This is a genomic window from Burkholderia sp. AU16741 (genome assembly GCF_002223345.1).
GTDB classification, from domain to species: domain Bacteria; phylum Pseudomonadota; class Gammaproteobacteria; order Burkholderiales; family Burkholderiaceae; genus Burkholderia; species Burkholderia sola.
The window spans coordinates 766,809-789,613 of record NZ_NKEZ01000008.1 but is presented as its reverse complement, the minus strand read 5'-3'; the positions used below and the strand labels follow the sequence as shown (position 1 = coordinate 789,613).

Here is a 22,805-nt window from a genome sequence, read left to right as displayed (position 1 = left end):
CACGGCACGTTCGCTCTGCGCCGCCAGCCGATGGCGCGCCCCGATCCGGACGCAGACCGCTCGATCACGATGAGCGCAACGCGCAGGCCGTGACGAGTCGCGCATCGGCTGTCATCCCACCTCCTACGGGGAGAGAAAAAATGTCGGCCAAGTCAATCCGGACCCTACGAGCGTTTCTGATCGTCTTTTCCGTTTGCCTGATGACGTTGGCACCCGGGCGGGCGAGCGCACTGTCGAACCAGTTGCTGTTGCTGCTGCCGGACAACTTCACGCTGCCGGACCCGCGTGTGTCCGCGTGGCTCGATTCCGCGTCGGAGGAGGGGCTGCAGATCTCGCTGATCAGCGACACGCAGTTCAAGCAGGGCGGCGCGTCGCTGCAGCAGTACCAGGGGCTCATCCTGCCCGACCAGGTGCATACGGTCGCCGACGACACGCTCGTGACCGCGATCCAGAACTACGCATTGAACGGCGGGCGCGTGATGCTCGTCTATGATTTCGGCGTACTGAACGCGACGGGTTTCTATCCGGCCGGGCAATCGCGCTTCAGCTCGATGGCCGGCGTCAACTACGTGCTCTACGACACGCTCGGCGGGAACATGATCGGCCTCGGCAACGTGACCGGCATGAGCAGCACGTTGCGCGCGCTACAGGTTCCTCCGGGGAAGTCGATGGCATGGCCGGGCTCGACGACGGCCGCGACCGCGTTGGCCGCAACCGCGTCGACGCCGTCGACCGGCTCGACGACGAACCCGCTGCTCTACCTGCAGCCGAGCCCGTCGAACCCGGGCGGCCTTGCCGGTTACAACCATCAGGCGTATTTCACGTACAAGACGGTGAACGGGCGCATGACCGGCGTGCCGCTGAATCTCGGGCGCGTGTCGGCCGGTGCAAAGGTCCGGTCCGGATCGTATGCGCCGACCTCGACGATGCTGTCGCCGGTATCGACGGCGACGAATGGCGCGACGTCGCTCGCGAGCGCGTCGCCCGCCGCGGCGACCGACGTGCTCGAAGGCATCTCCGGCTACGTATACGGCTTCCTCACCTATCCGAGCTACGTCACGCAAGGCACGTATACCGGCACGACGCTGCTGACGTCGCCGAACTTCGGGCTCGTCGCCGGCTATCAGGCGTATGGAAACGGCGGCGTGATGTTCGTCAACCTGCCGCTCGCGTATCTCGACGGGCAAACCGACGGCATGCCGATCCACGGCTTCCTGCATTACTTCACGACGAACATCCTGTCGATGCCGCACCTGTCGCTGCAGCCGCGCGCGCAGGCCGGGATGGTGCTGAACTGGCACTTCTGTGCGCGAGATCAGATTCAGCCGGCGCAGTACCTGAAGAATTACGGCGTCTGGAACAGCGGCCCGTATTCGATCGTGATGACGGCCGGCCCTGACGACGTGACGATCGGCGACGGTCTCGGCATCAACCTGACGAACAATACGCAGGCGAAGCAACTGGTCGCGTTCCTGCTCAAGCGCGGGCACAAGATCGGCAGCCACGGCGGCTGGGCGCACGACTACTGGGGGGCGAACGCCAGCGAAACCAACGCGAGCACGTTCACGCAGTATCTGGTGCTGAACCACAATGCGGTGCAGTCGGTGACGGGTAAGCCGGACGTCGAGTGGGCGGCCCCGGAAGGCAATACGCCGACGTGGTCGGTGAACTGGCTCGAAGCGAACGGCTACTCCGGCTACTACTTCACCGGCCATACCGGCAACGCGCAAACGCGTGCGTATCGCAACGGCTCGCTGCTGAATCCGGGCATCTGGGCGTTTCCGGTGATGCCGTTCGGCAAGTATGCGACGTTCGAAGAGTTCCAGGAGTTCGCGGTGCCGACGACGGACGTCCAGGACTGGTACATGTCGCTGATGAATTTCGTCGTCGCGAACCGCACGAGCCGGTTGATCTACATGCACCCGCTCGGCGCGTCGTGGTATCCGAACGTCGTCACGGCGATTCTCGGCTACGCCGCGTCGCTGGCGACGACCGGCCAGTTCAAGTGGTTCACGATGGATCAGCTCACGCAGTTCGACCGGCGCCGCCTGCTCGTGAACTGGACGGCGACCGATACCGGCACGAGCTGGACGTTCAGCGCGACGCAGCCGACCAGTCTGCAGGACATGACGTGGCTGTTGCCGAAGAGCACGTACCAGTTGCCGAGCGTGAAAAGCGGCAGCGCGACGGTCGTGAGCACCGATCCGGTCAACTGGCTGGTCATCGCGGGTTCGGGCAAGTCGCTGTCGTTCACGAGCGCCAAGGTGCACTGACGCGCGCCGGCTCCTTAGTCAACGGGGAACACCATGAAGCAAACGTCGTTTGCGCGTGTGCTGTGCATGCTGGCCGTATCGGCGAGCATCGCGTCGATGGCCGGCGTGTCGTTCGCCCAGTCCGCGCATCGAGCGCCGAGCGGGTTTGCACGGCCGCCGCTCCATCTGCATGGATCCGCGAAACGGAATCCGGCGGGCCTGTCGCCGCAGCAGATTCGCCGCTTCTACGGATTCGACGCGTTGCCGGCGCGCGGCTACGGTGGCGACGATCAGGTCATCGCGATCGTCGATGCGTACGACAATCCGAACGTCGAGGCCGATCTGCGCTTGTTCAGCCGCACGTTCGGCCTGCCGCCGTGCGCGTCGCCGCGCTGCTTCACGAAGGTGTACGCGACGGCCGACAAGCGTCCGCCGCCGCCCGACGCACTGTGGGCACTCGAGAGTTCGCTCGACGTGCAGTGGGCGCACGCGATCGCGCCGAATGCGCGGATCGTGCTGGTCGAAGCCGCGTCGAGTTCGCTCGATGACCTGATGAGCGCGGTCGCGCTCGCGACGCGTCCGGCACCGGGCGGGGTCGGCGCGAAGGTCGTGTCGATCAGTTGGGGGAGCGGCGAGTTCCTGGCCGAAACGCAATTCGACGGACAGTTCGCCAGCGCGAACGGTGTGTCGTTCGTCGCGGCATCCGGCGACGGCGGCAACGGGGTCGACTACCCGGCCGCCTCGCCGTACGTGCTGAGCGTCGGCGGCACGTCGATCGCAACCGATGCGAGCGGCGCCTATGTCGACGAAACGGCGTGGGCCGGCAGTGGCGGCGGACAGAGCGCCGTCGAGACGGCGCCGACGTATCAGTCGAACTTCGGGCTGCCGTCGGACAGCCTCGGGTTGCGCGGCCTGCCCGACGTCGCCTATGACGCCGACCCGGCGTCCGGCTTCGCGGTCTACGATTCGTACGGCTATGCGGGGCAGAGCGGGTGGTTCGTCGTCGGCGGCACGAGCGCGGGCGCACCGCAATGGTCCGCGTTGATCGCGATCGCGAACAGCGTGCGCATCGCGCACGGCAAGACGACGCTGAACGCGGTGAGCACGATCCAGAGCGTGCTGTACGGGCTCGCGTCGAGCGCCTACGCGACGAACTTCCGCGACATCGTCGTCGGCTCGAACGGCGCATGCGGCGCGCTGTGCACCGCGGCAACCGGATACGACTACGTAACCGGCCTCGGGCGCCCGATGGCCGCCAATCTGGTTCAGGCATTGATCGCCGCGCCGTGACACGGGGACGGCCGTAGAAGAGGGCAGGCGGGCCCCTTTACCCGACGCCACCTGATCGCCATCAGCTCATCGCGAGATCGTGGTTGCCCACGTGAGCGCTCTTTGCCGTCGGCGCGGCCCGGACGCGATCGATCGCACGCGTTTCGGACGGACGCCCGAGTCCCGGGCGCGGTAGTGGGATGATGCAAAGGGACGGCCCTTCGGCTTGAATAACGTTTCCGCGACAAGCGGCGCGCATCGGGCCGCATCGACCTACGCCGTGGGCGCAACCGATGCGCCGCTGATCTTGTGCCGCGCGAGCGCCTGAGCGATGAACCCGGACGCCTTCGCTTCCTCGACGAATACCCGCAACGTCTCGGCCGCCGCCGCCCCGCGGCGCTTCGGCAAACCCATCGCCTGACGGATCACCATGAATCGCTCATCGAGCAAGCGCAGGCCAGGGACTTGACGTGCGTCTGACTCGAGCTGTTGCTTCACGCCGGCGGCGACTTCCAGGCCTTCATCGACGAACGTTCGGACGACCGTCGGGGATGTCCGTGCCCGCACGATCCGCGCATGCTTCAACTCGCGAGTGAGGAACAGGTCGTAAGCGCTTCCCTCGCCGACTGCCACGCGGATCGACGGCTGGTCGACATCGTCGTTGGTGCGAATCGACGATCCGTCGCGCACCATGTAATAGCCTTCGATCAACACGTACGGGTCGGTAAACGCGATGGTTTCTCCTCGTCGTGGATCGATTGCGAAGAAGCCGATGTCTGCCCGCTCGTCGCTGACCGCCTGGACGGACTTGCCCGCCGTATCGAACACCACCAGTTCAAGCTCCACCTCGAGCATGGCGGCAAAGGCGCGCGCCAGATCCACCGACACGCCGGTCGGTGCGCCTGACGGCTCCTTGCCCGCGAGAATGGGGTTCCCGAGATTGATCGATGCCCGCAGCTTGCCGGCAGGTGTGAATGCGCGAATGATGGATGGATCGGGTTTCATGTGGATAGCGTGAAGAACTGACATTCGTATGGGAGCACGGACCTTCAGCCGCAGACCCTCGCATCGCTGGACTTGCGTTGCGCCGATGCCCGGGGCCTCAGCAGTATCGCCACGGCCAGCACGCTGGCCAACGCGATACCGCCCGCGAGAAAGAATGCACTGAGGAACGTATGGCTTTCCTGCACGAGAAAGCCGGTTGCCGCCGGGCCGAGGACGCCCGCGCAGTTTGCGATCGCGTGTACGCATCCGCCGACACTGCCGAGTTTCGGGCCGGGGATCGTGTCCTGAATCAGCGCCCAATAGGCGCTGCCGCTCAGATAAAGGGCAAACACGGCGACGGCCATCAACAGCAGCGCACCGAGCGTCGTGGTCACGGCGCCGGCCAGCGTGACGCATACGCCTGCCGTGCCGAGACAGCCGATCAATACCCGCTTGCGCGCAAGCAGTGCATTGCCCGTCCGGCGAAAGATCCGATCGGACAGCACGCCGCTCAGTCCGTAGCCGATGAATCCCAGCAGCCAGGGCAGCACCGTCGCGAGACTCATGCTTTTCAGACTCAGGTGACGGTCCATCGTCAGAAAGGTCGGGAACCAGGTGAGAAAGAAAAACAGGATGTAGCTGTAACCGAAGTACGAAATCATCGCCGCGACAATGACGGGCTGCTTGAGGTAGAAACCGAGCGGCTGCATGTCCGAAGGGCTTTCAGGCACGCTTCGGTCGGATTCGATCAGGCGGCGTTCGTCATCGGATACGCGTGCATGCTGGTGCGGCTTGTCGGTCGCCATGCACACCCAGAAAACCAGCCAGAGCAAGCCGAAACACGCGATTCCGGCGAACGCGACACGCCAGCCGTAAGCAGCCGTCAGCAGACCGACTACCGGCCCTGCAACCGCGCCGCCCAGCGGCAGACCGCAATTGGCGAAGCCGAATGCGGTCGCCGACTCCTTGTGCGGGAACCAGTTGTTCACGATCTTGTTGATCGTCGTCGCGAGCGGACCTTCGGCCATCCCGAACAGGGTGCGGATTGCCAGCAGCGATCCAAAACCGCCGGCAAGGCCGGTCGCGCCGCAGAGCAGCGACCAGGTCAGGACGGCCCAGGAGAAGACGCGTTTGCCGCCCCAGCGATCCGCGGCCCATCCGCCAATGAAATTGAATGCCGCGTAGCCGATGAAGAACGTCGAAAACAACAGCCCGAGACTGCCCGGCGACATGCGCAGTTCCCGCATGACGGCGGGTGCGGCGACGGACAGCGCCGCACGGTCGAGATAATTGATGAAGCCTGCGATGAACAGCAGCAGGACGATGCGCCATCGAATGTTTGTCACCTGTCGCTCCCTGGAGCTTGTTATGTGCTTGACGGCCGGGCGCTCGAACGCGCTGCCCGGTCCGTCGCCTGTCGGTGCGCAGTCGCGCCCCGGATTCGGAACCGCGCGAGCGTGGTGAGCCACGCTCGCGAACGAGGCCCTCAGCGCTGCGGATGCGCGATCGCTTCCAGCATGGCGAGCTGGGCCGCGCCGATATCGATGCCTTCCGCCAACTGGCGTTCCAGGCGACCGAGTTCGATCTCGCCGGGCACGATCACCGGCGCGTCCGGATGGGCGGGTTTGGAGCCGTGCAGGATCGCCGCATAGTCGGTCATATGCGTGGCGAGCCACGCGGTGCTGCCGAGTCGGGTCGTATCGATGAGAATGAAGAAGTGGCCGAGATTCTGCGGCTGTTCAGGATCGTCTTCCCACGACTTGACGTGCGTGAGATACGCCGCGCCGGAAAGCAATCCCGCGAACAGGTCGACCACCAGCGCGAGACCGTAGCCCTTGTGGCCGCCGATCGGCAGCAGAAAGCCATCGAGGGCGGCTTTCGGGTCGGTGGTCGGTTTGCCGTGCGCGTCGGTTGCCCAATCGCCGGGAATCGGTTCGCCGCGCTTGAGCGCGTTGCGAATCTTCGCACGTGCCGCGACGCTGATCGCCATGTCGAGCATGAACGGATGACCATCCGGGTTCGGGACGCCAAAGCCGACGGGACTGTTGCCGAGGCGTGCGTCGGTGCCGCCCCACGGCGCAATCGTCGTTGTCGCGTTACTGCCGATGATGCTGGCGAACCCCTGCTGTGCGGCGAGGTACGAATAGGGTGAGACGGGGCCGAAGTGATTGCTGCCGCGCACGAACACACAGGCGATGCCGTGTTCGCGTGCAGCGGTCATCGCCAGATCGAGCGCGCGATGGCCGACGAGCGGGCCGATGCCGTTATCGCCGTCGAGGCGGTGAAGCGCCGGCGCCACCTGTTCGGCGGTGATCGAAGGCTTGGGATTGATGCCGCCGATGCGCAGGCGGGCGCCGTACGACTCGACACGGCTCGTGCCGTGCGTACGCAAACCGAACAGGTCGGCAAGCACGAGGATCGCGGCGGTGTCCGTCGCGTCGGCGCGTGTCAGTCCGAGCGTGCAGAGTGCTTCGATGGTCAGCTCGGTCAGATGGGCCCGGGTGACGATGCCGTGGGTGGGAGTAGGCTGGGTCATGGAATGCGTTGTCTCCTTCGATTTGAAAACCGCGCGGTTCAAGCGGCTGCAAATAGCACGACGCTTGCGTTTCGCACATGATCGTGCAGGAGCGGTTCACGCAACAAACGCATATTTTCGTTCGATTGGTGCGTCGTGCGCACGAATCCAGCCCAACTGACGGATACCCCACGAAGGCTTTGCCGTCCCGCCTGAGGCCGGGGCTGACGCTTCGCCTATTCGGAAGCGCTTGCGGGCGGCACATCGGGCGAGCGCCTCTCCGTCAACAGCTCAAGGAAGAAGCGGCCTGCGGAGGACAAACCGCGGCCGCGTCGCTGGATGACGCCCAGTGTTCGCCGGATCGGCGGATCGACGAGCGCGACGCTGGTCAGTGCCTTGTGCGGGCCGCGGGGCATGGCGAGCCGAGGCACGACACCGACTCCCAAGCCCGCTTCGATCAGGCTCACGAGCGCGGGCACATGGCGTACCTCGCAGAACCATTTGGGCCGGTCGGCGACGCCGGCCAGCGTTTCGTCGATGACCGCGCGATTGCCGCTGCCTTGTGCAATGGCCAGATACTCGAGGTGGGCGAGCTCCGCCCACGCGACGGATTTGCGCTTTGCGAGCGGATGACTGCGCGGGCAAGCGAGCACGAAAGGGTCATCGAGCAGCGGGGTGAATTCGATGTCCGGCTCTTCGGTGCCGACGTAAGTCAGACCGAAATCGGCTTCGCCACGCGCGACGGCGAGAAAGACCATCGACGACGGCTCGTCGATGAGACGAAGGCGAATGCCCGGGTAACGCTGATGGTAGGTCGCAATGGTTTCGGGAAGGAAGTAACGTACCGCCGACGGCACGCATGCGACCGTGAGTTCGCCGGTCATCTTGCGTGCAAGATCGTCGAACTCGAGCATCGAGTTGTCGACCTCGTTGAGGATACGGTGAGCGCGCTCGAGAAACCCGCGACCGACGATCGTCAGGTCCATTTTTCGCGTCGTTCGCTCGAACAGTCTGACGCCCAGCACCTCCTCGAGTTTTTCTATCCGGCGCGATAGCGCGGACGCCGATAGATGCAACGTGTCGGCCGCGGCGCGAAAGCTGCCCAGATCGGCTGTCGCGACAAAGGCCCGCAAGTCCGATATCTCGAAATTCATTTCGATGACCACCGCGATGGAAAAGGATGCTCAGTTTCGGCATACCGATGGGTGCTGTCAATTCGTGCGTATGGCACACGAATTCGCCGGCGCGATCGTCCTGTCTTGCGGCGCCCGGCGTGCCAGGCCATCCCGACTTGAATGACTCTTTCCAGATCCGCTGAAGCGCGCAAGCGAGTGATGTCGCGTGCCAGCGATATTCGTGCCTGAATTGCGACGGGCGCTCTGTCGAGCGTCCATGCAGAGATCCGGGCCACCCGCCAAACGGCTCGCGACAGTCCATGGAACGCGGGCCCGTCTGCTTTTCAACCGCCCGCTAGCCGTTTTCCGCGCCGACAAACATCCCCCATTTTGAAGAGCACCTTCCTGCCGAGAGGGGCTAACAGCAGAAAATCGGCTCATTACACTGCGCCCGTCGCATCGCCGAGCAGCCTCGACGCGGCACCTACGCAGCGCGGAAGCGTTACGACCGGCAAACGAAAAAACCAGGGGGAAATCGTCATGAACAAGCGTTGGGGGATCGTCGCGCCCGCGGCCTTGCTTGCTGCAGCCGCACATGCGCAGAGCAGCGTAACTCTGTACGGCAAGATCGAGGACGGCATCAACTACACGAGCAACGCACGCGGCCACGGCACCGTGCAACTGCAAAGCGGCTATGACTACGGCAGCCGCTGGGGTATCAAGGGCACGGAAGACCTCGGTGCGGGCTACCAGGCGATCTTCACGCTCGAGAGCGGGTTCGACGTCAATACCGGCAAAATGAACCAGGGTGGTCGGGAGTTCGGCCGCCAGGCCTTCGTCGGCATCGCGTCGGATCGATACGGCACGCTGACGTTCGGTCGCCAGTACGATCCGAGCGTCGACCTCTTCTCGCCGCTCACCGCGAACGGCAACTGGACCGGCTACCTGTTCTCGCATCCGTACGACAACGACAATACCGACTACTCGTTCCGCGTGAATAACGCGGTCAAGTACGTGTCGCCGGTGTGGCACGGCGTGACCGCGGAGGCGATGTACGGGTTCAGCAATCAGGCGGGCGGCTTCGCGAACAACCGCCTGTATGGCGCCGCGCTGCAATACCAGCAGGGCGGGCTGACGGTCGGCGCGTCGTATTTGAAGATCAACAACGCACGCAATGCCGATTCGACCGGGGCGATCACCGGCGACAACACGTTCGATGCGTCGTCGCAGCAGAACATCGGCATCGGCGTGAATTATGCGTTCTCGAATGCGCTCGTGGGATTCACGTATTCGCACGTCGACGTCTACGATCCGACTTCGAACGCGTATTTCACCGGTACGACGCAGCCACCGGGCGGCGCGTGGAAGTCATGGAAGTTCGACAACTTCGAGGTGAACGGCCTCTATCACTTCACGACCGCGTTCTATGTCGGCGCGGCATACACGTACACCCAGGCCCGCGTCGCGTCGACGGTCGGTGCGTTCAATCCGAAGTGGCATCAACTGAGCACGAAGGTGAATTACGACTTGTCGAAACGCACGTCGGTGTTCGTGGAGGGCGTCTATCAGCATGCGATGAACGCCCATACGGGGACCGACTTCGACTACGCGTACATTCCGGGCGCCGCCGATATCTCGTCAGGCCCGAATCAATATGTCGCGCGTATCGCGCTGCTGCATCATTTCTGACGCCAATGCCGTTCGCGGAGGCCGCATGGATCCGCGAACGCGGCTTGTGCGCCGACACATGCCCCGATTCGACAGAACTCGCCGGCGTGTCGCCCGCAGCGTTCCGTAGCGCCGTGCGCAATCAAAGCGGAAGCACGGAAGTCTGCTTGATCTTCTGCATCGGAATCTCGGTCTTCACGCTCTGCACGCCTTCGATCCGGGTCAGGTGGTCGATCTGGAGTTGCCGATAGGCGTCGATATCGGCGGTCACGACACGCAGCAGGCAATCGCAATCGCCCGCCATCAGGTGGCACTCGAGCACCTGTGGAAGACGTTGAACCGCCGCGGTGAAACGGTCGACGGTTTTCGCGTCCTGGCTCGTCAGCCAGATGCGGACGAACACGGTCAAGCCCGCGCCGATCTTCGATGCATCGAGCAGCGCCGCGTAGCGCTGGATGACGCCGGCCTGTTCCAGCTGCTTGACTCGACGCAGGCACGGCGACGGCGACAAGCCCACTTTCTGCGCCAGTTCCACGTTCTGGATTCGCCCGTCTTCCTGGAGCACTTTCAGAATGCGACGATCCATTTCGTCCAGTTCGATGACGGCCATTGGTGCGACCTATTCGGTTGAGGCACGCGGTGCCCGGGTTTTCGGTTTTTGAGGCATGGAATTGCCAAACCGCGTTCATCTTAAGGCGAACACGCAACCTGAAATTATTTTTTCTACGATAAATTTTTGCCCGTAGCAGCCGGGACGGTCCCGCTGCCGATCAAGGGGCAAACGATGAGCACCGATTCCGTCCAGCACTTCGAATTCGAAAAAAATCCTCGCCCCGTCGCGGCGGCCGAGCGCGCCGCGCTGCTCGCCAATCCCGGTTTCGGCCGGGTCTTCACGGATCACATGGTGACGATCCGGTACTCGGCGGACGAAGGGTGGCATCACGCGAAAATCGGGCCGCGCGAATCGTTCCGGTTCGATCCGGCGACGCTCGTGCTGCACTACGCGCAGGAAATCTTCGAGGGCTTGAAAGCCTTTCGGCTGCCGGACGGCGGCGCGGCGTTGTTCCGTCCCGATGCGAATGCGCGGCGCTTTCGTCATTCGGCCGAGCGGCTCTCGATGGCGCCGTTGCCGGAGGCGATGTTCGTCGAATCGGTCCGTGCGCTCGTCCGGGCCGATCGCGACTGGATGCCGGCGTTCGACGGCGCGGCGCTGTATTTGCGGCCGTTCATGATCGCGACGGAGGCGGTGCTCGGCGTGAAGCCGTCGCCGGAGTACCTGTACTGCGTGATCGCGACGCCGGTCGGCGCGTACTTCAAGAGCGGCGCGTCGGGCGTGACGCTGTGGGTGTCGGAGCAGTACACGCGGGCGGCGCCGGGCGGCACCGGCGACGCGAAATGCGGCGGCAACTATGCGTCGAGCCTGGCCGCACAGGCGGAGGCGACCCGCGAGGGCTGCGAACAGGTGGTGTTTCTCGATGCGGTCGAACGCCGCTGGATCGAGGAACTGGGGGGAATGAACGTGTTCTTCGTGTTCGACGACGGGTCGATCCAGACGCCGCCGCTGAACGGGACGATTCTGCCGGGCATTACGCGCGCGTCGTTGATCACGCTGGCCCGCGATCTGAACTACACGGTGCGGGAAGAGGGCTACACGATCGAGCAGTGGCAGGCGGATGCGCGCAGCGGCCGACTGGTCGAGGCGTTCGCGTGCGGCACGGCGGCGGCCGTGACGGCGATCGGCCGGGTGAAGGGCCGTGCGTACGACTTCACGATCGGCGACGGTGGCGCGGGGCCGGTCACGTCGCGCCTGAAAGCGGCACTGCTCGATATCCAGAACGGGCGCGCAGCCGATCGCCACGGCTGGGTGGACCGCGTGTTTTGAGTTCGGCGCGGCGGCCGTCGCGTCTTGCGGCGGCCGTCCTGAAAGCCGCGGCCGGCATGCCGGCCGGAACCAGACGCACGGCCTCCTGGAATGTTTCGATCATGTCAGTTGTTTCGTTGTCACGCGCCATTGACCGCCTGTTCGTTGTCGACCCCGGTCTTCATCGACTGCTGGGCGGTGCACGCGCCGCACTGGCGAGCGTGCTTGCCGGCGCGCTCGCCATTGCATCGGCGCTTCATCTCGGTTTGGCGATCACCACCGGCGCCGTGGGCATCCTGTTCGCGATGATCGCGCCACTCTTCCTGCGCGATGGTCGCCGGCCGGACTGGTATGAATCGCTTGCGTGGCAATACGGCGTCGCCTGCGCGAGTTTCGCTGCGGCCGCCGTCGCGAGCGCGTGGCCAGCCGTCGGCAAGGCGGGTTTCGTGATCGTGCTGTTCTGTTCGATGCTGTGCCAGACCCAGGGGCCGCGCACGATCGGATGTGCGTTCCTGGCGATCGCGATGTACTACCTCGGCCTCTATCTGCATCCGGCCGCGCCGCAGGTCGGCCATATGCTGGCGATGTCGATCGCGGGCCCGGCGGGTGTCGTGCTCGTCTGCCGGATGCTGTTGCCGACGCATGCGGCGCACACGCCCCGGCTCATCGCGCGCTCGGTATCGCTGCAAGCGGTATGCATCGCACGAAGCGACGTGTCGGACGCGGGCGCGCTGGATGCGATGGCGCATTTGCTCGCATTGAACGAAGCCGCCATCGCGCTCGAGCATCACGCGTCGACACTCGACGAGCGCGACGCGCGTGCCTTGCACGCCGCGCTCGTCGCATTGGAGATCGCCGCGGCCCGGCGCGTGCTCGAGCACGACCGGACGGATGCCGCCGCCGCGGCGCTACGCGCGGCGATGGCGCGCTTCGATAGCGTCGCCGGCGAAGTGGCGGCGCGCATGACCGCCGCCCGTCCGCCCGCGTCGCCGCGGCATGCGCGGGCGCTTCGGTGGGGCGCCGACTGGCGCACGCTTGCATGGTTGCCGGCGATCCGCGCCGCGGCGGCTGCGTGCGCCGCGATGTTGATTGGCGAGACGCTGTCGTCGGAGCGGTGGATGTGGGCGGTGCTCAGCACGTTCGTCGTGTTCTTTGGCACGTATTCGTGCGCGGACACGATCTATCGCGGCACGCAACGCGTCGCCGGTACGCTCGCCGGCGCGCTCGCGAGCGTACTCGTCGTCAGCGCCGTTCATCATGCGAATGCACTCGTGGTCGTCGTCATGGGCGTGTGTGTGTTCGCCTGGGCGTACCACATCCTGCACGCCTACGGGCGCGGCGTATTCTTTCTGACGGTGCTGATCGGCCTCGTCTATGCGCAACTGGGGTTCGAGATCGGTGCGCTGGCGGAACTGCGTATCGGCGAGGTATTGATCGGCTGCGCGGTTTCGCTCGCGGCGGCGATGCTGGTGATGCCGCTGGCGGCGTCGCGCCACATCGCGACGCGCTCGCACGGCCTGTTGGCCGCGCTGCGCGAACTCGTGCACGCGCGCGACGACGGCACATGGCCGGAGGCGGCGCAGACGCGCGCGGTCGATCGCCGTTTTCACGAGGTGCGGATGGCGATCAGGCCGTTGGCCGCGTGGCGCATGCTCCGTGTCTCCGGCGATGCGCGACGGTTGTCGGACACGCTGCTGGTCTGCTGGCTGTACGGCCGGATCGTGGCGACGCTTCTGCCCGTTGAAGCCGGCGCTCCGGCTGTCGCCTTCGAGCGGCGTACGCGCGCAGCCATCGTCACGCGAATCGAGGCGTTGATGAGCGATGCGGATCACGGCCGATCGATGCCGCTCGATGCGGCTGCGAGTGTCGGGCACGGAACGCTCGCGATATCCGGCGATCTTTCGTTGCAGCCCCATCGGGAACTGGCCCGGCTCGATGTCAAGTTGACCGAACTCAACCGCGCATTCGAAGATGCGCTGTTCGGAAAAAACATGGGCGAGGGGCGGTGGCGGAAGTAACCGCAGCGCTCGCATCACGCGCCCGTCGAGTGCCGGCACGTGTTCGGGTTCGGCAGGAATCGGCTGATCTCGCGCGACGGGCTACCGACTTGCGACCGTTGGCGGTACCCGCCATCCGCCAACGATCGTTCGGGCGGTCGTTCAACGCATCGCTCCGCCAGCAACGTTCTTGCCACCGATGTGCGGGAAGGCGATACCTTTTCACGTGCGCTCGAGCATCTTGATCGCCGCGGCGGCGGCTCCCGCGCGGGTCTCGACATGTAGCTTGCGGAACAGGTGTTCGAGATGCTTGTTCACCGTGCGCGGGGCGATGCCCAGAATGTCGCCGATATCGCGGTTGGTCTTGCCGTGCGACACCCACAGCAGCACTTCGGCCTCGCGCATCGTCAGGCCGAAGCGTTCGGCGAGCGCATTGCAATGCACGGTGTCGTCTCTTTCCTTGAGCACCACGATCCATTCGCCCGGTTCCGGGCCCAGCGTCGCACTGGCCGAGCGGCGTATCTGGCCCGAGCTGAATTCGTGGACGGCGTCGCCTTGGGCGCCGCGCGCGAGCCAGTCGATGAACCAGATGCGCAGCGGCGCAGGCAGTTTCGGCGGCGCACCGGTATCGCGCGCGTTCGTGGTTGGCGCGGCATCGGCGGGGGTGTCATGCGCTGCCGTGTATGCAGCGAGATGATGCGCAGCTTGCGGACTTTGCCATCGAATCGTGCCGTCCGCACCGACGATCAGCGCCGCGCGCGTGTCGAGCGACAGTGCGGCCTCCGCGTACAACTGGGCGCGTGAGCGCCGCACGTGGGCACCGATGCGCGCGCACAGCTCTTCGGGCTGCACCGGTTTGGTCACGTAATCGATGCCGCCCACGCGAAAGCCGCGTACGACATGTTCGCTCTCCGTCAATGCCGTCATGAAGATCACCGGCAGATGCTCGTGTCGTCCGTCCTGCTTGATACGCACACATGTTTCGAAGCCGTCCATGCCGGGCATCATGGCGTCGAGCAATACCACGTCGGGCGTCACGCGCGCGAGGCGTTTGAGCGCGTCCTCGCCGGACAGCGCGACGATCACCGCGTAGCCGTGCGCCTGCAGCGTATCGGAGAGGAAGGCGAGGTTCTCCGGCGTATCGTCGACGATCAATATCATGGGCCGTTCGCGCAGCCACGCGGCCGGGGCGTCGACGATCGGGGCAGCCACGATCGGGGTGGGCGCGTCATGCGTTCGCGCCGCGCGCGAGTCGGTCAAGTTCATGCTCGAGTTCCCTTAGCTGAAAGCGTTCCGCCAACGCGCGCAACGCGTCGATTTGTTGCAGCAACCCGGGCCAGGCCTCGCGGGCGGCGTCGAGCTGCTCGATCACGCCCTGTACGTAGCCGACTTCGAGATGCGCATGCAGATGTTCGATGAGTTCGCGTGGCCACACGGCAGGTGGGGGCGGCAGTGTCGCGGCAGGCAGGCTCGCCGCCGGTAGCGCGCTCGTGTTGGTTTCGGATGCAATCCAGTCGAGTGCAAGCAGTTGTGCAAGCTTGTCCAGCAGCAGGTTCACCTGCAGCGGTTTCACCAGATATCCCTTGCATCCGGTCGCGCTCGCACGGTCGCGGTCGTCGGCGAACGCGTTGGCGGAGAGCAGCACGATGGGCGCGTTCGACAACTGATTCTCGGAGATCAGGCGGCTGGTTTCGTAGCCGTCCATCAACGGCATCGAAATGTCCATGATGATCGCGTCCGCCGTGTGAATCGCCAGCCAGCGCAGCGCATCGGTGCCGCTGGCCGCTTCGGCGACGTGGAAGCCGAGCGGTGTGAGCAACTGCACGACGATGTCGCGCTGATCGTCGAGGTCGTCGACCACGAGAATGGTGCGGCGCGCACCCGTATAGCCGAGAATCGACGCGAGTTCGGCGTGGGTTTCGGCCGCCGCGTCGACGGCCGGGGCGAACAGGCGCACCACGAAGCGCGTGCCGTGCCCGACTTCGCTGTCCACTTCGAGGCTGCCGCCGAGCGCTTGCGTGAGCAGGCGGCAGATCGTCAGCCCGAGGCCGGCGCCGTGATCGTACGCATGGGCCGCTTCGCCGCGTTCGAACGGCAGGAACAGGCGCTCCATTTCGGCGGGCGGGATGCCGGGGCCGGTATCGATCACCTCGAATTTGAGCGTATCGAGCACGTGACTCACGCGCAGCGTGATCGTGCCGCTCGACGTGAAGCGGATCGCATTGCCGATCAGGTTCGTGAGGATCTGACTCATGCACTTCTGGTCGGTGCGCACGGTAGCCGGCAGCCGGCCGACCGTCTGCACGTCGAAGGCGAGCGCCTTTTCGAGCGCCTGCGGACGGAGCATCGACGTCAGATGCGCGACGAAATCGGCGAGGGATACCTTGGCGACGTTCAACTGAAGCTTGCCCGCCTCGATGCGCGCGATGTCGAGCAGGCCGTCGACGAGCGCGAGCAAATGCTCGCCGCTGCGATGGATCGTGCGCACGGCGTTGTAGCGGGTGGGCGCGAGTTCTTCCTTCGCCTGCAGCAGTAATTGTGCGTAGCCGAGAATGCTGTTCAGCGGCGTGCGCAACTCATGGCTCAAACCGGACACGTAACGGCTCTTGGCCCGGTTGGCCGATTCCGCGGCGGCGGTCGCGCGCTTGAGCGCCGCGTCGGTTTTCTGATGCGCGTCGATCTCGAGCATCAGCAATTCGTTTTGCCGCTGCGACTCTTCCTGCGTGACGCGGCGGTTTTCGCGCTCCAGCACGAACCACCAGGCTGCGATGCAGCCCACCAGCGACAGCGCGAGAAAGATATTCAGAAAACTGCCCGCAAGCGCATGGCCGATCGACGGCCCGGCGGCGCTCATCGAAGTCGCGCTCTGCGACCAGATCAGGTAGAGCACGCTGCCCAGCACGGCGAGCATGGCGAGCACAAGGCTCGCATAGTGGATGAGGCGCAGCGCGGCGGGGCCGAGCCGCGCGCCGGGCAGCACGCGATGCAGCGCGCGGTCGGCTTGCGACGTGAAGCGCGCGTGCGGCTTGCAGCGATCGTGGCAGCGCGAGTCGAGCGAGCAGCACAGCGAGCAGATCGTGCCGCCGTAGGCAGGGCAGTACGCCGTATCGTCGGGTTCGAAGGTGTTTTCGCAAATCGCGCAGCGCAGCGAGGTGGCGTCGCCGGTCGGTTGCGCGGCGCGGGCAATGTAATAGCGGCCGCGTGTCAGTATCGCGAGCACGGGTGCGCACGCGAACGCCGCGCCGAACGCGATGAACGACGACATCGCCTGGGCAAGCACGCCGAACAAGCCGCTATGCGCGAGCATCGCGACGGCCGCCGCGATCAGCATCGCACCGACGCCCACGGGGTTCACGTCGTAGAGGTGCGCGCGCTTGAATTCGATATGTCGCGGGCTGTAGCCGAGCGGCTTGTTGATGACGAGATCGGCGAACAACGCGCCGATCCACGCAATCGCGATGTTCGCGTAGAGCGACAGCACCTTGGCGATCGCATCGAACACGCCCATTTCCACGAGCAGCAACGCGATCATGACGTTGAACACGAGCCATACCACGCGGCCCGGATGGCTGTGCGTGAGCCGCGCGAAGAAATTGGACCACGCGAGCGAGCCCGCATAGGCGTTGGTCACGTTGATCTTCAACTGCGAGACGATCACGAACAGCGTCATCGCGGGCAGCGCCCAGCTCGCGAGCCCCAACGGGTCGAGCAGCAAGTGATAGGCGACGAGGTACATCTGCGTCGGCTCGGTGGCGTGGCTGGCATCGACTTCGTACTGGAGCGCGATGAAGGCGAGCAGGGCGCCGCCCAGCATCTTGAGCGCGCCGGGCACGATCCAGCCCGGCCCCGTCGAGAGCAATGCGAACCACCAGCGCGTGCGGTTCTTCGCGGTGAGCGGCGGGAGGAAGCGCAGATAGTCGACCTGTTCACCCACCTGCACGATCAGCGCGAACACGACCGTCGACGCCTGGCCGAAGGCGACCAGGCTGAAAGCGCGGCCTTGCGGCGCGAAGCCCGCGAAGGTGGTCCATTGCGCGATCAGGTCGGGATGGCGCCACAGCACGGCAGCGTAGGGCAGCACGAACAAGACGAGCCACAGCGGCTGCGTCCAGCTTTGCAGGCGGTTGATCAGCGTGATGCCGAACATGACGATCGGAATCACCACGAGCGAACTGACGACGTAGGCGATCGCCAGCGAAATATGGAAATAAAGCTGGAGCGCGAGCGACATGATGGCCGCTTCGAGCGCGAAAAAAATGAACGTGAACACCGCGTACAGCAGCGACGTGACCGTCGAGCCGATATAGCCGAAGCCCGCGCCGCGCGTGAGCAGGTCCATGTCCACGCCGTAGCGCGCCGCGTAATAGCTGATGGGCAAACTGGTGAGCCAGATCAGCACGGAGACGGCCGCAATGGCCCAGACCGCGTTCGTGAAGCCGTAGTTGACGACCAGGCTGCCGCCGATCGCTTCCAGCACCAGAAACGACACGGCGCCGATCGCCGTGTTGGCCACGCGCAGCTCCGACCAGCGCCGGAACGAGCGCGGCGTGAAGCGCAGCGCGTAGTCCTCGAGGGTTTCGTCGCCGACCCACGCGTTGTAGTCGCGACGCACCTTGACGATGCGTTGCGTACCGGGCGCGCCCACTGACGGGTGACTCTGGGACATGAAGATGATCCGAAATGGTGCGAAAGCGGCGCGAGCGGGGCGCGAACGGCACAACGGCGGGCCACACCGCTCAGGATCGCCCTGCAATGCAAATTACATTCCAGTCCACGCACCGGGAATACGTCGATTGACGTATTCCGATCCTCAAATTGGCTTTCTACATTGCGTCCAACCTCGACCCAGCCCGCAGCGCTCCGCGCCGGGCACCCGATAAGGAGAACGTGATGTCCGCAGACGATCGACTCGATGACGATGCCCGGATGCCTTCGCCGCTGCGCCGGAAAATGCTCGGCGGTCTCGCCGCCGCGCCGCTGATGGCGCTTGGCCTGCCGCGCGGCGCGTTGGCGCAGACGCCGCCCACGGCGAAGGTCAACACCACGCGCCTCGCGGTCACGGACACCACGGTGACGGTCGGCCAGCTTCACTCGGCCACGGGCACGATGGCGATTTCCGAAACCGGCTCGATCCAGGCCGAGCGCCTCGCCATCGAGCAGATCAACGCGATGGGCGGCGTACTCGGCCGCAAGGTGCAGATCATTCAGGAAGACGGCGCGTCCGACTGGCCGACCTTCGCCGAAAAGTCGAAGAAACTGCTGGAGAACGACCACGTCGCGGCGGTGTTCGGCTGCTGGACCTCGGCCTCGCGCAAGGCGGTGCTGCCGGTATTCGAGAAGGACAACGGCCTGCTCTATTACCCGACCTTCTACGAAGGTCTCGAACAGTCGAAGAACGTGTTCTACACCGGCCAGGAAGCGACCCAGCAGATTCTCTGGGCGCTCGACTGGGCGTCGAACACGAAGAAGGCCAAGACCTTCTTCCTGATCGGCTCCGACTACATCTGGCCGCGCACGTCCAACAAGATCGCGCGCCGCCATATCGAGCAGCATCTGCACGCGAAGGTGGTGGGCGAGGAGTATTACCCGCTCGGCACGACCGAATTCGCGTCGCTGATGAACAAGATCAAGCTCGCGCGGCCGGACTGCATCTTCGCGACCGTGGTGGGCGGCTCGAACGTGGCGTTCTACAAGCAGCTCAAGGCCGCGGGCATCACGCCGCAGAAGCAGTTCCTGCTGACGCTGTCGGTCACGGAAGACGAAGTGCTCGGCATCGGCGGCGACAACTTCGCGGGCTTCTATTCGTCGATGAAGTACTTCCAGTCGCTCGATAACGAGAACAACAAGAAGTTCGTCGCGGCGTTCAAGGCGCGCTACGGCCAGAAGTCGGTGATCGGCGACGTGACGCAGGCCGCCTATCTCGGCCCGTGGATCTGGAAGGCCGCGTGCGAGCGCGCGGGCAGCTTCGACGTGGACAAGGTGGTCGCGCACTCGGCGGGCATCGAAGTGGCGAACGCGCCGCAAGGCTACGCGAAGGTCGATGCGAACCACCACTTGTGGAGCCGCTCGCTGATCGGGCAGGGCCAGGCGGACGGCCAGTTCAAGGTCGTCGCGCAGTCGGAGCAACCGATCCAGCCGAATCCGTTCCCGAAGGGCTACATGTAATCCGTCAACCGCAGCGGCGCGGCGGCCGATGACGCCGCCGCGCGAGGAGCGTTCGATGTCCGCTACCGATATTTTCAACATCACGCTGATGCAGGGCTTCGCCGGTCTGAGCCTCTTCAGCGTCCTGCTCCTGATGGGGCTCGGGCTCGCCGTGATCTTCGGCCAGATGGGCGTGATCAACATGGCGCACGGGGAATTCATGACGATCGGCGCGTATACGGTCTACATGTTCTCGTGGTTTTCGCAGAACGTCTGGCACGCGCTCACGCCCGTGTATTTCTTCTTCGCGATTCTCGCGGCGTTCGCGCTGGCCTTCGCGGCGGGCTGGCTCGCCGAGTGGGCGCTGATCCGCCATCTGTACAAGCGTCCGCTCGACACGCTGCTCGCCACCTGGGGCTTGAGCCTCGGCATGCAGCAGGTGTTCCGCTCGACCTTCGGGCCGAAGGAAGTGAGTCCGGCGCTGCCCGACTGGCTGATGGGTTCGTGGGAGCCCACGCCCGGCCTCGACATTCCGGTGAGCGGCATGTTCGTGATGGGCCTCGCGCTGCTGATGACGGGCGGCCTGCTGCTCGCGCTCTATCGGTCGCGCTGGGGCTTGCGCGTGCGCGCCACGGTCGCGAACCGGCCGATGGCGAACGCGGCAGGCATCAACACGCGGCGTACCGACCGCATGACGTTCGCGATCGGCTGCGGGATCGCGGGCGTGGCGGGGGCGGCCTTCACGGCGATCGGCTCGACGGGCCCGACGAGCGGCTCGCTCTATATCGTCGACTCGTTTCTCGTCGTGACGTTCGGCGGCGCGGCGAGCCTGCTTGGCACCGTGGCGTCGGCGTTCGGCATCGCGCAGATGCAGTCGATCAGCGAGTTCTTTCTGTCGGGCTCGATCGCACGCGTGCTCACGCTGCTCACCGTCGTCGTGATTCTCATGCTGCGTCCGCAGGGCCTGTTCGCGTCGAAGGTGCGACGCGTTTAAGCCCGCGCTCATGCACAAGCCTCATTCACAGCTTCATTCGACTGGAGAGATGGACATGGAACCCATCCAACCCGCGGCGGTCGGCGTATCCCCGCGATCCGGCCGGGGTGCGCCGCCGGCCGGCTGGCGAGCCCGCGTGGCGCGGCTCGACACGTCGGGCTACGCGGGCATCGTGCTGCTCGCGCTGCTGATCGTGGTCGTGTTTCCGCTCGCGCTCGACACGTTCCGCCTGAACCTGATGGGCAAGTACCTGACCTACGCGTTCGTGGCGATCGGCCTCGTGATCGCGTGGGGCTACGGCGGCGTGCTCAGTCTCGGCCAGGGCGTGTTCTTCGGCCTCGGCGGCTACGCGATGGCGATGTTTCTGAAGCTCGAGGCGTCCGATCCGGCCGCCACGCACACGCAGACCACGCCGGGGATTCCCGACTTCATGGACTGGAACCAGCTCACCGCGCTGCCCACGTGGTGGAAGCCGTTTCACTCGTTGCCGTTCTCGATCCTCGCGGTGCTCGTCGTGCCCACCGCGCTCGCTTTCGTGATCGGCTACGCGATGTTCAAGCGGCGCGTGGGCGGCGTGTACTTCGCGATCATCACGCAGGCGGTCGCGCTGATCCTCTCGGTGCTGATCATCGGCCAGCAAGGCTATACGGGCGGCGTGAACGGCATCACCGATCTGCGCACGCTGCTCGGCTGGGACATCCGCACCGATCACGCGAAGCTGATCCTGTACTTCGTGAACGCCGCGTTGCTGATCGGCGCGCTGCTCGCCGGCCGCTGGGTTCAGCGCAGCAAGCTCGGCACGCTGTTGCTCGCGATGCGCGACAAGGAAGACCGCGTGCGCTTCTCGGGCTACGACGTCGCGATGTTCAAGGTGTTCGCGTTCTGCCTCGCGGCGATGCTCGCGGCGATCGGCGGCGCGATGTTCACGCTGCAGGTGGGCTTCATGTCGCCGTCGTTCGTCGGCATCGTGCCGTCGATCGAAATGGTGATCTACGCGGCCATTGGCGGGCGCATGTCGCTGGTCGGCGCGGTGTACGGCGCGATTCTCGTCAATCTCGGCAAGAGCTGGTTCTCGGAGAGCTTTCCGAACCTCTGGCTCTATCTGATGGCGGCGATGTTCATCGGCGTGGTGATGGTGTTTCCGAACGGGCTGGCCGGTCTCTACGACGAGCATGTGCGCCCGCGCGTGCGGCGGCTGCTCGGTGCGGCGAACGAGGAGGCGTGAAGCATGAGCAATACCGACTTTCTGCTCGCGATCGAGGACCTGACCGTGTCGTTCGACGGCTTCAAGGCGATCGATTCGCTCAATCTGTATCTCGAACGCGGCGAGCTGCGCGTGGTGATCGGCCCGAACGGCGCGGGCAAGACCACGCTGCTCGACCTCATCTGCGGCAAGACGAAGGAAACGGCGGGCAGCATCAAGTTCCGCAACGAGGAAATCACGCATCTCGCGGAATTCCGCCGCGTGCGCAAAGGGATCGGCCGCAAGTTCCAGACGCCGTCGATCTACGAAAACCTGAGCGTGGCGCAGAACCTCGAGGTGTCGTTTCCGCGCGGACGCGGCGTGTTCGGCGCGCTCGCCTATCGCGAGGATGCCGACGTGGCCGATCGCGTGCGCGACGTGGCCAACGAAATCGGCCTCGCCGCCGCGCTCGATCTGGAAGCGGGGCTGCTGTCGCACGGCCAGAAGCAGTGGCTCGAAATCGGCATGCTGCTCATGCAGGATCCCGAACTGCTGATGCTCGACGAACCGATCGCGGGCATGAGCGTGCGCGAGCGCGAACTGACCGCCGATCTGCTCGACCGCATCTGCCGCAACCGCTCGATGATCGTGATCGAGCACGACATGGCCTTCGTGGAGCGCATCGCGCACAAGGTCACGGTCATGCATCAGGGGAAGATTCTCGCGGAAGGGCCGATGGCGCAGGTGCAGGCCGATCCGCGCGTGATCGACGTCTACCTGGGTCATTGATTCGGTTACCGAACGACAACACGGAGAACACATC

At 65.1% G+C, this 22,805-nt stretch carries 16 protein-coding genes; 9 read left to right on the top strand and 7 right to left on the bottom strand.

The genetic code is table 11. The features are described from left to right. Nucleotides 1-140 precede the first annotated feature (140 nt). Nucleotides 141-2,273 (top strand): polysaccharide deacetylase family protein, encoded by a 2,133-nt coding sequence (locus CFB89_RS24005; RefSeq protein WP_089470039.1) that lies wholly within the window; start codon nt 141-143, stop codon nt 2,271-2,273. A gap of 33 nt (nt 2,274-2,306) precedes the next feature. Then, a complete protein-coding gene (locus tag CFB89_RS24000) occupies nt 2,307-3,542 on the top strand; it encodes a S53 family peptidase (protein WP_089470038.1) in 1,236 nt (411 codons plus the stop codon). A gap of 252 nt (nt 3,543-3,794) precedes the next feature. Here the strand turns inward: CFB89_RS24000 and CFB89_RS23995 are convergent, their stop codons facing one another. The 4 genes from CFB89_RS23995 to CFB89_RS23980 form a co-directional block, all read right to left on the bottom strand. Then, the gene (locus CFB89_RS23995; protein ID WP_089470037.1) at nt 3,795-4,526 is read right to left on the bottom strand and encodes an ABC transporter substrate-binding protein; all 732 of its coding nucleotides are present in this window, start codon (nt 4,524-4,526) and stop codon (nt 3,795-3,797) included. A gap of 44 nt (nt 4,527-4,570) precedes the next feature. Then, the gene (locus CFB89_RS23990; RefSeq protein WP_089470036.1) at nt 4,571-5,851 is read right to left on the bottom strand and encodes an MFS transporter; all 1,281 of its coding nucleotides are present in this window, start codon (nt 5,849-5,851) and stop codon (nt 4,571-4,573) included. Between the two features lie 140 nt (nt 5,852-5,991). Further along, nucleotides 5,992-7,041: an Ldh family oxidoreductase gene (locus tag CFB89_RS23985; RefSeq protein ID WP_089470035.1), complete on the bottom strand. Its 1,050-nt coding sequence runs from the start codon at nt 7,039-7,041 to the stop codon at nt 5,992-5,994. Between the two features lie 215 nt (nt 7,042-7,256). After that, nucleotides 7,257-8,174 (bottom strand): LysR family transcriptional regulator, encoded by a 918-nt coding sequence (locus tag CFB89_RS23980; RefSeq protein WP_089470596.1) that lies wholly within the window; start codon nt 8,172-8,174, stop codon nt 7,257-7,259. A 501-nt stretch (nt 8,175-8,675) separates the two neighbouring features. On the opposite strand from CFB89_RS23980, the gene CFB89_RS23975 reads away from it, so the two are divergent. Next, the gene (locus tag CFB89_RS23975) at nt 8,676-9,824 is read left to right on the top strand and encodes a porin (protein WP_089470034.1); all 1,149 of its coding nucleotides are present in this window, start codon (nt 8,676-8,678) and stop codon (nt 9,822-9,824) included. Between the two features lie 121 nt (nt 9,825-9,945). On the opposite strand, the gene CFB89_RS23970 is transcribed toward CFB89_RS23975, so the two are convergent. Further along, nucleotides 9,946-10,404: an Lrp/AsnC family transcriptional regulator gene (locus CFB89_RS23970; RefSeq protein WP_179233540.1), complete on the bottom strand. Its 459-nt coding sequence runs from the start codon at nt 10,402-10,404 to the stop codon at nt 9,946-9,948. 183 nt (nt 10,405-10,587) lie between these two features. On the opposite strand from CFB89_RS23970, the gene CFB89_RS23965 reads away from it, so the two are divergent. Both CFB89_RS23965 and CFB89_RS23960 read left to right on the top strand, forming a co-directional pair. Further along, on the top strand, nt 10,588-11,685 hold the full coding sequence (locus CFB89_RS23965; protein ID WP_089470032.1) for a branched-chain amino acid aminotransferase: 1,098 nt from the start codon (nt 10,588-10,590) through the stop codon (nt 11,683-11,685). Nucleotides 11,686-11,741: 56 nt separating this feature from the next. After that, nucleotides 11,742-13,682 (top strand): FUSC family protein, encoded by a 1,941-nt coding sequence (locus tag CFB89_RS23960; RefSeq protein ID WP_256979771.1) that lies wholly within the window; start codon nt 11,742-11,744, stop codon nt 13,680-13,682. Nucleotides 13,683-13,883: 201 nt separating this feature from the next. Here the strand turns inward: CFB89_RS23960 and CFB89_RS23955 are convergent, their stop codons facing one another. Together CFB89_RS23955 and CFB89_RS23950 are read right to left on the bottom strand one after the other, a co-directional pair. Next, the gene (locus tag CFB89_RS23955) at nt 13,884-14,822 is read right to left on the bottom strand and encodes a response regulator (RefSeq protein ID WP_089470594.1); all 939 of its coding nucleotides are present in this window, start codon (nt 14,820-14,822) and stop codon (nt 13,884-13,886) included. Nucleotides 14,823-14,889: 67 nt separating this feature from the next. Further along, the gene (locus CFB89_RS23950; protein ID WP_089470031.1) at nt 14,890-18,327 is read right to left on the bottom strand and encodes an ATP-binding protein; all 3,438 of its coding nucleotides are present in this window, start codon (nt 18,325-18,327) and stop codon (nt 14,890-14,892) included. 224 nt (nt 18,328-18,551) lie between these two features. On the opposite strand from CFB89_RS23950, the gene urtA reads away from it, so the two are divergent. From urtA to urtD, 4 genes are read left to right on the top strand one after another with little or no spacing between them, the layout of a single operon-like run. Then, a complete protein-coding gene (gene urtA / locus CFB89_RS23945) occupies nt 18,552-19,826 on the top strand; it encodes an urea ABC transporter substrate-binding protein (protein ID WP_089470030.1) in 1,275 nt (424 codons plus the stop codon). A 55-nt stretch (nt 19,827-19,881) separates the two neighbouring features. Continuing rightward, on the top strand, nt 19,882-20,799 hold the full coding sequence (urtB, locus tag CFB89_RS23940; protein WP_089470593.1) for an urea ABC transporter permease subunit UrtB: 918 nt from the start codon (nt 19,882-19,884) through the stop codon (nt 20,797-20,799). Between the two features lie 55 nt (nt 20,800-20,854). Then, nucleotides 20,855-22,024: an urea ABC transporter permease subunit UrtC gene (gene urtC / locus CFB89_RS23935; protein WP_089470029.1), complete on the top strand. Its 1,170-nt coding sequence runs from the start codon at nt 20,855-20,857 to the stop codon at nt 22,022-22,024. A gap of 3 nt (nt 22,025-22,027) precedes the next feature. After that, nucleotides 22,028-22,771: an urea ABC transporter ATP-binding protein UrtD gene (gene urtD, locus CFB89_RS23930; RefSeq protein WP_089470028.1), complete on the top strand. Its 744-nt coding sequence runs from the start codon at nt 22,028-22,030 to the stop codon at nt 22,769-22,771. Nucleotides 22,772-22,805 lie beyond the last annotated feature (34 nt).

Bases quoted from the DNA above. Each gene is read 5' to 3' on its own strand.
- CFB89_RS24005 (WP_089470039.1), top strand. From the start codon at position 141: ATGTCGGCCAAGTCAATCCGGACCCTACGAGCGTTTCTGATCGTCTTT.
- CFB89_RS24000 (WP_089470038.1), top strand. From the start codon at position 2,307: ATGAAGCAAACGTCGTTTGCGCGTGTGCTGTGCATGCTGGCCGTATCG.
- CFB89_RS23995 (WP_089470037.1), bottom strand. From the start codon at position 4,526: ATGAAACCCGATCCATCCATCATTCGCGCATTCACACCTGCCGGCAAG.
- CFB89_RS23985 (WP_089470035.1), bottom strand. From the start codon at position 7,041: ATGACCCAGCCTACTCCCACCCACGGCATCGTCACCCGGGCCCATCTG.
- CFB89_RS23980 (WP_089470596.1), bottom strand. From the start codon at position 8,174: ATGAATTTCGAGATATCGGACTTGCGGGCCTTTGTCGCGACAGCCGAT.
- CFB89_RS23975 (WP_089470034.1), top strand. From the start codon at position 8,676: ATGAACAAGCGTTGGGGGATCGTCGCGCCCGCGGCCTTGCTTGCTGCA.
- CFB89_RS23965 (WP_089470032.1), top strand. From the start codon at position 10,588: ATGAGCACCGATTCCGTCCAGCACTTCGAATTCGAAAAAAATCCTCGC.
- CFB89_RS23960 (WP_256979771.1), top strand. From the start codon at position 11,742: ATGCCGGCCGGAACCAGACGCACGGCCTCCTGGAATGTTTCGATCATG.
- CFB89_RS23955 (WP_089470594.1), bottom strand. From the start codon at position 14,822: ATGATATTGATCGTCGACGATACGCCGGAGAACCTCGCCTTCCTCTCC.
- CFB89_RS23950 (WP_089470031.1), bottom strand. From the start codon at position 18,327: ATGTCCCAGAGTCACCCGTCAGTGGGCGCGCCCGGTACGCAACGCATC.
- urtA (WP_089470030.1), top strand. From the start codon at position 18,552: ATGTCCGCAGACGATCGACTCGATGACGATGCCCGGATGCCTTCGCCG.
- urtB (WP_089470593.1), top strand. From the start codon at position 19,882: ATGTCCGCTACCGATATTTTCAACATCACGCTGATGCAGGGCTTCGCC.
- urtC (WP_089470029.1), top strand. From the start codon at position 20,855: ATGGAACCCATCCAACCCGCGGCGGTCGGCGTATCCCCGCGATCCGGC.
- urtD (WP_089470028.1), top strand. From the start codon at position 22,028: ATGAGCAATACCGACTTTCTGCTCGCGATCGAGGACCTGACCGTGTCG.